Below are 8,946 nucleotides of genomic sequence, written 5' to 3'. Positions count from 1 at the left end.
TCAGCACTGCAACCTCCCGAGAACGCGGAACGGGCCCGCCCTCAAAAGGGCGGACCCGTTCACTGCGAGGCAGAACCTCAGGCGTCCTTGGCGCTTTCACCAGCCGCTTCCGCGGCGGGCTCGGCAGCGGCCTCCTCGGCCGGAGCCTCGGTGGTCTCCTCCGCCTTGGCCTCGTCGGCCTCCTTGACCGCACGCTTGGTGGCGGCCTCGGCCTCGCCGGTCGCCTGCTGCGCCACGGTCAGCGCCTCGACCAGCTCGATGACGGCCATGGGCGCGTTGTCGCCACGGCGGTTACCGATCTTGGTGATGCGGGTGTAGCCACCGGGACGGTTCTCGTAGCGCGGGCCGATCTCGGTGAAGAGCGTGTGCACGATGCTCTTGTCCGTGATCACCTGGAGCACCTGACGGCGGTTGTGAAGGTCGCCCTTCTTCGCCTTGGTGACCAGACGCTCGGCGTACGGGCGCAGCTTGCGCGCCTTCGCCTCGGTGGTGGTGATGCGGCCGTGCTCGAACAGCTGCTTCGCGAGGTTCGCGAGGAGCAGCTTCTCGTGCGCGGCGCTGCCGCCCATACGGGCACCCTTGGTGGGCTTCGGCATTGTTCTTCTCCTGTGTGTCTGCCCCGGCCGTATCAGGTACCGAGGTCAGGAACCCGATGAGCGGATGCTCACCGGCAACGACCGATCAGTACTGCTCGGTCTCCACGAAACCCGCGTCCGCGTCGTCGTCGGCGCCGAAGGCGTCGGCAGCGGCCGTGGGGTCGAATCCGGGCGGGCTGTCCTTCAGGGCCAGGCCCATGCCGGCCAGCTTCGCCTTGACCTCGTCGATGGACTTCGCACCGAAGTTGCGGATGTCCAGGAGGTCGGCCTCGGAGCGGGCGACGAGCTCACCCACGGAGTGGATGCCCTCACGCTTGAGGCAGTTGTACGACCGAACGGTGAGCTCGAGCTCCTCGATCGGCAGCGCAAGATCAGCGGCGAGGGCGGCGTCCGTCGGGGACGGACCCATGTCGATGCCCTCGGCGTCGATGTTCAGCTCACGGGCGAGACCGAACAGCTCGACCAGCGTCTTACCGGCGGACGCCATGGCGTCACGCGGACGCATGGCCTGCTTGGTCTCGACGTCGACGATCAGCTTGTCGAAGTCGGTGCGCTGCTCGACACGCGTGGCCTCGACCTTGTACGTGACCTTGAGAACCGGCGAGTAGATCGAGTCGACCGGGATGCGCCCGATCTCCTGACCGACCTGCTTGTTCTGCACGGCGGAGACGTAACCGCGACCGCGCTCGACGGTCAGCTCCATCTCCAGCTTGCCCTTGCCGTTGAGCGTGGCGAGGACGAGGTCGGGGTTGTGCACCTCGACACCGGCCGGGGGCGCGATGTCGGCGGCGGTGACCAGACCCGGACCCTGCTTGCGCAGGTACATCACCACGGGCTCGTCGTGCTCGGACGACACGACCAGCTGCTTGATGTTGAGGATCAGGTCGGTGACGTCCTCCTTGACGCCCGGCACGGTGGTGAACTCGTGCAGGACGCCGTCGATCCGGATGCTGGTGACAGCGGCACCGGGGATCGAGGACAGGAGCGTACGGCGGAGGGAGTTGCCGAGGGTGTAGCCGAAGCCCGGCTCCAGCGGCTCGATCACGAACCGGGAGCGGAACTCGTCGACGACCTCTTCGGTCAACGAGGGACGCTGAGCAATCAGCATGTTGCGATCCTTCAGTCAGGGGCGCCCGCTATTTGACGCCCTGAGATGAGACAAGGGTACGGGCGATACGGCCTTTTTAAGGAGCCATACCGCCCGAAAAACCCGAAACTACCGGCCGTGCGTCAGACGCGGCGACGCTTGGGCGGACGGCAGCCGTTGTGCGGGGTCGGGGTGACGTCCTGGATGGAGCCGACCTCGAGGCCCGTGGCCTGCAGGGAACGGATGGCAGTCTCACGACCGGCGCCCGGGCCCTTGACGAAGACGTCGACCTTGCGCATGCCGTGCTCCTGCGCGCGACGGGCAGCCGACTCGGCGGCCATCTGCGCGGCGAACGGCGTGGACTTGCGCGAGCCCTTGAAGCCGACGTGGCCGGCGGAGGCCCAGGAGATCACGTTTCCGGCCGGGTCCGTGATGGACACGATCGTGTTGTTGAACGTGCTCTTGATGTGCGCCTGGCCGTGCGCGACGTTCTTCTTTTCCTTGCGGCGCACCTTCTTGGCAGCGCCCTGACGACCCTTGGGGGGCATCTACAAACTCCTACGGGGAGGTGGTCGGTCCTACAGCGAAGACCGCTGATGAAGCGTTGTCCGCTGAGGACTACTTCTTGCCCGGCTTCTTCTTGCCGGCGATGGCGCGACGCGGGCCCTTGCGGGTACGAGCGTTCGTGCTGGTGCGCTGACCGCGGACGGGCAGACCACGACGGTGACGGAGACCCTGGTAGCAGCCGATCTCCACCTTGCGGCGGATGTCGGCCTGGATCTCGCGACGAAGGTCACCCTCGGTCTTGATGTTGGCGTCCACGTACTCGCGGATCGCGACGAGCTGCTCCTCGGAGAGGTCGCGAACGCGGGTGTTCGGGTCGACGCCGGTCGCTGCCAGCGTCTCCTGGGAAAGGGTCCGGCCGATGCCGAACACGTAGGTGAGGGCGACCTCCACACGCTTTTCGCGCGGGATGTCGACACCGGAAACGCGTGCCATTCAATGGCTCCAGTTGATCCTCGGAGGTCTTCCACAGAACCGAATCCCAGCCGCCGGCCTCTTCGCTCAGAAGATTTGGTACGGACTGGGTCCCCGGCCTCCGAACCGGGGGTGTCAGACGGGAGGTCCCGTCCGGGCTCTGCGTATGAACAATTCAGCTCGCGTCGCGCGAAGTCTCTGCGATATCGATGCAGAGGGTGTGATCTTTAAGCGATCAGCCCTGGCGCTGCTTGTGGCGCGGGTTCTCGCAAATGACCATGACCCGACCGTGACGGCGGATCACCCTGCACTTGTCGCAGATCTTCTTGACGCTCGGCTTGACCTTCATTGGGTGAGGTTCTCCGGGTCAGTTGCCGGCAGCCCCGAACGCCAGAACGGCGCCCGAGGGCATGGGCAAGATCTACTTGTACCGGTAGACGATCCGGCCACGCGTCAGGTCGTACGGAGACAGCTCCACCACGACCCGGTCGTCAGGGAGGATACGGATGTAGTGCATACGCATCTTGCCGCTGATGTGTGCCAGGACCTGGTGGCCGTTCTGGAGCTCGACCTTGAACATGGCGTTCGGAAGAGACTCGACGACAGTGCCCTCGATCTCGATGGCACCTTGCTTCTTGGCCACGCTTCGCCCTTCGAATCGACTACCTTGATCGACTCCCCTGCTTTTCCCTCAAGGGCGCATGCGGACATGCGGGTGCACGAGAGCCGACGAGTCAGTCTACGTCAGCCCTTGCAGAAACACGAATCGAGAAGTCTGCCCCACACCGGAGATCCTTAAGCGATACTCCCGGCACCCCTCAGCCCGTCTGGGGGCCGAAGCGGGGGTCTGGGGGCGGCAGCCCCCAGGGACGGGACGGGTAGCCCCGGAGGGCAGCCTCAGGCCAGCGGATCCGGCGCGGCCACAATCCCGTGCTCGGCGAGCTTCGCCTTCCCCCCGTCGGGAGACGTCAGCACGAGCGGCCCCGCCTCCGTCAACGCCACCGAGTGCTCCCAGTGCGAGGACCAGGTCCCGTCCGTCGTGATGACGGTCCAGTCGTCCTGAAGCACCTCGGTCCGCGGGGTCCCGAGCGACACCATCGGCTCGATCGCCAGGCAGAACCCGGGCACCAGCTTCGGCCCCTTGCCCCGCCGCCGGTCGACGTAGTTCAGCAGGTGCGGGTCCATGTGCATCTCGGTGCCGATGCCGTGGCCGCCGTAGTCCTCGATGATCCCGTACCGGCCGCCGCCGGGCTTGGGCTGGCGACGGATGTACGTCTCGATGGCCCGCGACACGTCCACCAGCCGGCTGCCCTGCTTCATGGCCGCGATCCCGGCCCACATCGACTCCTCCGTCACCCGGGACAGCTCGATGAGCTCCGGGGCGTGCCCGGAGCCGACGAACGCCGTGTAGGCCGCGTCGCCGTGCCAGCCGTCCACGATCGCGCCGCAGTCGATGGAGATGATGTCGCCGTCCTTGAGGACGACCTCGTCGGAGGGGATGCCGTGGACGACGACGTCGTTCACGGACGTGCAGATCGTGGCCGGGAAACCGCCGTACCCGAGGAAGTTCGACTTCGCGCCGTTCTCCGCCAGGACCTTGCGGGCCACCTCGTCCAGGTCCTTCGTCGTCGCCCCGGGCACCGCCGCTTCCCGCGTCGCCGCGTGGATGGCGGCGACGACCAGCCCCGCCGCTCGCATCTTGGCGATCTGCTCGGGGCTCTTGATCTGCACCATGGGGGGCCTGCGCTCTCCGTCACTCAGGTGGGTCGGTCATGTACGTACACAACACTACGGCCGTGGCGTCCTTGAGGACTCCACGGCCGTATCAGGGCCGACGACTACTGGTCGTCGCCCTCGCGCTTCAGCGCCGCCAGCGCACGGCCGGTGACCTCGTCCACCGGGCCCATGGCCTCGATGGTCACGACCAGGCCCTGCGCCTTGTAGTAGTCGATGATCGGCTCGGTCTGCGTGTGGTAGACCTCGAGCCGGGTGCGGACGGTGTCCTCGGAGTCGTCGTCCCGCTGGTACAGCTCGCCACCGCAGACGTCACAGACGCCGTCCGTCGCGGGCTTCTTGTACGACACGTGGAAGACGTGCGAGGAGTCGTTGCGGCAGATGCGCCGGCCGGCGATCCGCTTGACGACCTCCTCCTCCGGGGCCTCCAGGTCCAGTACCGCGTCCAGCTTGATGCCCTCGGTGGTGAGGAGCTCGTCCAGCGCCTCCGCCTGCGAGACGTTGCGCGGGAAACCGTCCAGCAGGAAGCCGCGCTCGGCGTCCGGCTGCTCCATGCGGTCCTTGGCCATGGCGATGGTGACCTCGTCGGGGACGAGGTTGCCGGCGTCCATGTAGGACTTCGCGAGTTTCCCGAGTTCCGTCTGCCGGCTGATGTTGGCGCGGAACAGGTCGCCCGTGGAGATGTGGGGAACGCGCAGCTTCTCTGCCAGACGAGTGGCCTGCGTTCCCTTTCCGGCGCCAGGCGGCCCGACGAGGACGATACGCATCAGCGGAGGAACCCTTCGTAATTGCGCTGCTGGAGCTGGCTCTCGATCTGCTTCACCGTTTCGAGACCGACACCCACGATGATCAGGATGCTGGTACCACCGAACGGGAAGTTCTGGCTTGCCCCGAAGCCAACCAACGCCATCGTCGGTACAAGAGCGATCAGACCCAGATACAGCGAACCCGGCCAGGTGATCCGGTTGAGCACGTACGACAGGTACTCAGCCGTCGGTCGGCCAGCCCGGATGCCCGGGATGAAGCCACCATACTTCTTCATGTTGTCGGCGACTTCCTCGGGGTTGAAGGAGATCGCCACGTAGAAGAACGCGAAGAAAACGATCAGCAAGAAGTACATGCTGATGTAGATCGGGTGGTCGCCCTTGGTCAGATTCGTCTCGATCCAGGTCTTCCAGCCGGACTGACCGCTGGAGAACTGGGCGACGAGGGCCGGGATGTAGAGCAGCGACGAGGCGAAGATGACCGGGATCACACCGGCCTGGTTCACCTTGAGCGGGATGTACGTCGAGGTGCCGCCGTAGGAGCGGCGGCCGATCATGCGCTTGGCGTACTGCACGGGGATCCGGCGCTGGGCCTGCTCGACGAAGACCACCAGACCGACCATGACCAGGCCGACCAGGATGACGGTGCCGAACTCGATCCAGCCGTCGGCCAGGGTGCCCTGCTTCTTGATGGCCCACAGCGCGGACGGGAACGTCGCGGCGATCGAGATGAACATCAGGATCGACATGCCGTTGCCGATGCCGCGGTCGGTGATGAGCTCACCGAGCCACATGACCATGGCCGTACCGGCGGTCATGCAGATGACCATGACGATGGTGGTGAAGATCGCGCGGTCCGGGACGATGCTCGACGCGACCGTGCAGCCGGAGAAGAGGGCGCCGCTGCGGGCGGTGGCCACCAGGCCGGTGCCCTGCAGGATGGCGAGCGCCACGGTGAGGTAGCGGGTGTACTGCGTGATCTTCGCAGTACCGGCCTGGCCCTCCTTCTTCAGGGCTTCCAGGCGCGGGATGACCACGGTCAGCAGCTGAAGGATGATGCTCGCCGTGATGTACGGCATGATGCCCAGCGCGAAGATGGTGATCTGCAGCAGCGCGCCGCCGCTGAACATGTTCACCAGACCGAAGAGGCCCTGGTTGCCGGACGCCTCGTCCACACACCGCTGAACGGACGTGTAGTCGACACCGGGGATCGGAATGTGCGTGCCGACCCGGTAGATCACGATGATCCCGAGCGTGAAGAGGAGCTTCTTGCGCAGGTCGGGCGTCTTGAACGCCCGGGCGAACGCGGTGAGCACGGTGCCTCCTGCGACCCCCGCGCATCTGCGTCAAGGGTGACGGTCTTGAGGGTCCAATAAGAACAACGACAGCGACATGTGTAACGGTCGACTGCCGCTCAAGGTGCCCCATGGGAAGCACCTTGTGAAAGTGGGCAGTGCTGGTCACCTTACCGGCGAGACCGCCACCCTAGGAACGACCAACCGGGGATACCCCATTTGTGGGGTATCCCCGGTCGGGATCGCTCAAGTCATCGAGACGCCTGACTGGGTCAGATGAGCTCGGTGACGGTACCGCCGGCGGCGGTGATCTTCTCCTTGGCGGAGCCGGAGACGGCGTCAACCGAAACCTGCAGCGCGACGGAGATCTCGCCCTGGCCGAGGACCTTGACGAGGCTGTTCTTGCGAACGGCACCCTTGGCGACGAGACCCTCGACGGTGACCTCGCCACCCTCCGGGTACAGCGCGGCCAGCTTGTCGAGGTTCACGACCTGGAACTCGGTCTTGAACGGGTTCTTGAAGCCCTTCAGCTTCGGAAGACGCATGTGGAGGGGCATCTGCCCACCCTCGAAGCGCTCCGGAACCTGGTAGCGGGCCTTCGTGCCCTTGGTACCACGACCGGCCGTCTTACCCTTCGACGCCTCACCACGACCCACACGGGTCTTGGCGGTCTTGGCGCCCGGGGCGGGACGGAGGTTGTGGATCTTGAGCGGGTTGTTCTCCGCCATGATCAGTCGACCTCCTCGACCGTCACGAGGTGGCGGACGGTGTGCACCATGCCGCGGAACTCGGGGCGGTCCTCCTTGACGACCACGTCGTTCAGGCGCTTGAGCCCGAGCGAACGCAGGGTGTCACGGTGGTTCTGCTTGCTGCCGATGTACGACTTCGTCTGCGTGATCCTGAGCTGAGCCATTACGCAGCACCAGCCCCGGCACGCGCACGAAGCAGAGCCGCGGGAGCGACGTCCTCGAGGGGCAGACCGCGGCGGGCCGCGATTTCCTCGGGACGCTGCAGGCCCTTCAGGGCCTCCACGGTCGCGTGCACGATGTTGATCGCGTTCGACGAGCCGAGTGACTTCGACAGGATGTCGTGCACGCCGGCGCACTCGAGCACGGCACGCACCGGGCCACCGGCGATAACGCCGGTACCGGGGGACGCCGGCTTGAGCAGGACGACGCCCGCCGCCTTCTCACCCGTGATCGGGTGCGGGATGGTGCCCTGGATACGGGGGACCTTGAAGAAGTGCTTCTTGGCCTCCTCAACACCCTTGGCGATGGCGGCCGGCACCTCCTTGGCCTTGCCGTAACCGACACCCACGGTGCCGTCACCGTCGCCCACCACGACCAGCGCGGTGAAGCTGAAGCGACGACCACCCTTCACAACCTTGGCGACACGGTTGATCGCGACGACGCGCTCAACGTACGCGGTCTTCTCGGCGGCAGCAGCGCCGCCGTCACGGCCCTTCCGGTCCCGCCGCTCGCCGCCACCGGCACCGCTTCCACGGCGCTGGGGTCCAGCCATTGGATTACCTCTCTCTTTCCGCTAGCTACGGAAGCGGCTCAGAACTTGAGCCCGGCTTCGCGGGCGGCGTCCGCCAGGGCGGCGATGCGCCCGGCGTACTGGTTACCACCACGGTCGAACACGACTGCCTCGACACCCGCGGCCTTGGCGCGCTCGGCGACCAGGGCGCCGACCTGCTTGGCCTGGGCGGACTTGTCGCCCTCGGCACCGCGGATCGAGGTGTCCAGCGTGGACGCCGAGGCCACGGTGTGGCCCTTGAGGTCGTCGATCACCTGCGCCACGATGTGGCGGTTGGAGCGGGTAACGACCAGACGGGGACGCTCCGCCGTACCGGAGATCCGCTTGCGGATCCGGATGTGACGGCGCTTGATCGCGGCGCGCTTGTAGGCGTCGCCCTTCAGGATCTTCTGCCCGTATGCCATGGGTTACTTACCCGCCTTTCCGACCTTGCGGCGGATGACTTCGCCCTCGTACTTGACACCCTTGGCCTTGTACGGGTCGGGCTTGCGCAGCTTGCGGATGTTGGCCGCAACCTCGCCGACCTTCTGCTTGTCGATGCCCTCGACCGAGAACCGCGTCGGGTTCTCGACCTTGAAGCTGATGCCCTCGGGCGCCTCGACGGTGATGGGGTGGCTGTAGCCGAGCGCGAACTCGAGGTTCGAGCCCTTCGCGGTCACGCGGTAACCGACACCGCTGATCTCGAGCTTCTTCACGTAACCCTCGGTCACGCCGGTGATCATGTTCGCCACCAGCGTGCGGGACAGGCCGTGCAGGGCCTTGCTCTGACGCTCGTCGTTGGGGCGGGTGACGTTCAGAACGCCGTCCTCACCCTTGGCGATCTCGATCGGCGAAACGACGGTGTGGGTCAGCGAGCCCTTGGGGCCCTTGACCGAAACCGTCTGGCCGTCGATGGTGACGTCCACGCCGGCGGGAACCGTGATGGGGAGCTTGCCAATGCGCGACATAGCTGT

General features: G+C 66.1%; 14 protein-coding genes. All 14 read right to left on the bottom strand.

Annotated elements, in window-relative coordinates; all coding sequences use genetic code 11:
* Positions 1–77: 77 nt before the first annotated feature.
* Positions 78–596 carry a 50S ribosomal protein L17 gene (gene rplQ / locus ACIBTS_RS29905; protein ID WP_319672946.1) on the bottom strand — a complete coding sequence of 173 codons (519 nt, stop codon included), beginning with the start codon at positions 594–596 and terminating at the stop codon, positions 78–80.
* 85 nt (positions 597–681) lie between these two features.
* Positions 682–1,704 carry a DNA-directed RNA polymerase subunit alpha gene (locus ACIBTS_RS29900; protein WP_003966937.1) on the bottom strand — a complete coding sequence of 341 codons (1,023 nt, stop codon included), beginning with the start codon at positions 1,702–1,704 and terminating at the stop codon, positions 682–684.
* A gap of 122 nt (positions 1,705–1,826) precedes the next feature.
* On the bottom strand, positions 1,827–2,231 hold the full coding sequence (gene rpsK, locus ACIBTS_RS29895) for a 30S ribosomal protein S11 (RefSeq protein ID WP_010354218.1): 405 nt from the start codon (positions 2,229–2,231) through the stop codon (positions 1,827–1,829).
* A gap of 70 nt (positions 2,232–2,301) precedes the next feature.
* Entirely contained in the window at positions 2,302–2,682 is a 381-nt protein-coding gene (gene rpsM, locus ACIBTS_RS29890; protein WP_020132619.1) for a 30S ribosomal protein S13, read from the bottom strand.
* 214 nt (positions 2,683–2,896) lie between these two features.
* A complete protein-coding gene (rpmJ, locus tag ACIBTS_RS29885; RefSeq protein WP_003998809.1) occupies positions 2,897–3,010 on the bottom strand; it encodes a 50S ribosomal protein L36 in 114 nt (37 codons plus the stop codon).
* A gap of 72 nt (positions 3,011–3,082) precedes the next feature.
* The gene (infA, locus tag ACIBTS_RS29880) at positions 3,083–3,304 is read right to left on the bottom strand and encodes a translation initiation factor IF-1 (protein WP_003948620.1); all 222 of its coding nucleotides are present in this window, start codon (positions 3,302–3,304) and stop codon (positions 3,083–3,085) included.
* Positions 3,305–3,558: 254 nt separating this feature from the next.
* The gene (gene map / locus ACIBTS_RS29875) at positions 3,559–4,395 is read right to left on the bottom strand and encodes a type I methionyl aminopeptidase (protein ID WP_319672945.1); all 837 of its coding nucleotides are present in this window, start codon (positions 4,393–4,395) and stop codon (positions 3,559–3,561) included.
* A gap of 104 nt (positions 4,396–4,499) precedes the next feature.
* Positions 4,500–5,162, bottom strand: a complete 663-nt coding sequence (locus ACIBTS_RS29870; RefSeq protein ID WP_079660407.1) for an adenylate kinase — start codon at positions 5,160–5,162, stop codon at positions 4,500–4,502.
* Positions 5,162–6,475 (bottom strand): preprotein translocase subunit SecY, encoded by a 1,314-nt coding sequence (secY, locus tag ACIBTS_RS29865; protein WP_319672943.1) that lies wholly within the window; start codon positions 6,473–6,475, stop codon positions 5,162–5,164. Before secY ends, ACIBTS_RS29870 begins: the two co-directional genes overlap by 1 nt.
* 251 nt (positions 6,476–6,726) lie before the next feature.
* Positions 6,727–7,182: a 50S ribosomal protein L15 gene (rplO, locus tag ACIBTS_RS29860; protein ID WP_079660409.1), complete on the bottom strand. Its 456-nt coding sequence runs from the start codon at positions 7,180–7,182 to the stop codon at positions 6,727–6,729.
* A 2-nt stretch (positions 7,183–7,184) separates the two neighbouring features.
* Positions 7,185–7,367 carry a 50S ribosomal protein L30 gene (gene rpmD / locus ACIBTS_RS29855; RefSeq protein ID WP_060901490.1) on the bottom strand — a complete coding sequence of 61 codons (183 nt, stop codon included), beginning with the start codon at positions 7,365–7,367 and terminating at the stop codon, positions 7,185–7,187.
* Positions 7,367–7,975: a 30S ribosomal protein S5 gene (gene rpsE / locus ACIBTS_RS29850; RefSeq protein ID WP_010354225.1), complete on the bottom strand. Its 609-nt coding sequence runs from the start codon at positions 7,973–7,975 to the stop codon at positions 7,367–7,369. Before rpsE ends, rpmD begins: the two co-directional genes overlap by 1 nt.
* A gap of 38 nt (positions 7,976–8,013) precedes the next feature.
* Positions 8,014–8,397, bottom strand: coding sequence for a 50S ribosomal protein L18 (gene rplR, locus ACIBTS_RS29845; RefSeq protein ID WP_079660410.1), 384 nt, complete (start codon positions 8,395–8,397; stop codon positions 8,014–8,016).
* A 3-nt stretch (positions 8,398–8,400) separates the two neighbouring features.
* Positions 8,401–8,940: a 50S ribosomal protein L6 gene (gene rplF, locus ACIBTS_RS29840; RefSeq protein WP_319672942.1), complete on the bottom strand. Its 540-nt coding sequence runs from the start codon at positions 8,938–8,940 to the stop codon at positions 8,401–8,403.
* Positions 8,941–8,946 lie beyond the last annotated feature (6 nt).

The organism is Streptomyces sp. NPDC050121 (genome assembly GCF_044460385.1).
GTDB lineage: Bacteria > Actinomycetota > Actinomycetes > Streptomycetales > Streptomycetaceae > Streptomyces > Streptomyces soliscabiei.
The sequence above is the reverse complement of the archived record's forward strand: the minus strand, read 5'-3'. Positions and strand labels throughout refer to the sequence as shown.

What these genes read in the sequence shown, in the direction of transcription:
- rpsM (WP_020132619.1), bottom strand. Translation starts at nt 2,682, where the DNA reads ATGGCACGCGTTTCCGGTGTCGACATCCCGCGCGAAAAGCGTGTGGAG.
- rpmJ (WP_003998809.1), bottom strand. Translation starts at nt 3,010, where the DNA reads ATGAAGGTCAAGCCGAGCGTCAAGAAGATCTGCGACAAGTGCAGGGTG.
- rpsK (WP_010354218.1), bottom strand. Translation starts at nt 2,231, where the DNA reads ATGCCCCCCAAGGGTCGTCAGGGCGCTGCCAAGAAGGTGCGCCGCAAG.
- rpmD (WP_060901490.1), bottom strand. Translation starts at nt 7,367, where the DNA reads ATGGCTCAGCTCAGGATCACGCAGACGAAGTCGTACATCGGCAGCAAG.
- map (WP_319672945.1), bottom strand. Translation starts at nt 4,395, where the DNA reads ATGGTGCAGATCAAGAGCCCCGAGCAGATCGCCAAGATGCGAGCGGCG.
- rplF (WP_319672942.1), bottom strand. Translation starts at nt 8,940, where the DNA reads ATGTCGCGCATTGGCAAGCTCCCCATCACGGTTCCCGCCGGCGTGGAC.
- rplO (WP_079660409.1), bottom strand. Translation starts at nt 7,182, where the DNA reads ATGGCGGAGAACAACCCGCTCAAGATCCACAACCTCCGTCCCGCCCCG.
- rplR (WP_079660410.1), bottom strand. Translation starts at nt 8,397, where the DNA reads ATGGCATACGGGCAGAAGATCCTGAAGGGCGACGCCTACAAGCGCGCC.
- ACIBTS_RS29900 (WP_003966937.1), bottom strand. Translation starts at nt 1,704, where the DNA reads ATGCTGATTGCTCAGCGTCCCTCGTTGACCGAAGAGGTCGTCGACGAG.
- rpsE (WP_010354225.1), bottom strand. Translation starts at nt 7,975, where the DNA reads ATGGCTGGACCCCAGCGCCGTGGAAGCGGTGCCGGTGGCGGCGAGCGG.
- rplQ (WP_319672946.1), bottom strand. Translation starts at nt 596, where the DNA reads ATGCCGAAGCCCACCAAGGGTGCCCGTATGGGCGGCAGCGCCGCGCAC.
- ACIBTS_RS29870 (WP_079660407.1), bottom strand. Translation starts at nt 5,162, where the DNA reads ATGCGTATCGTCCTCGTCGGGCCGCCTGGCGCCGGAAAGGGAACGCAG.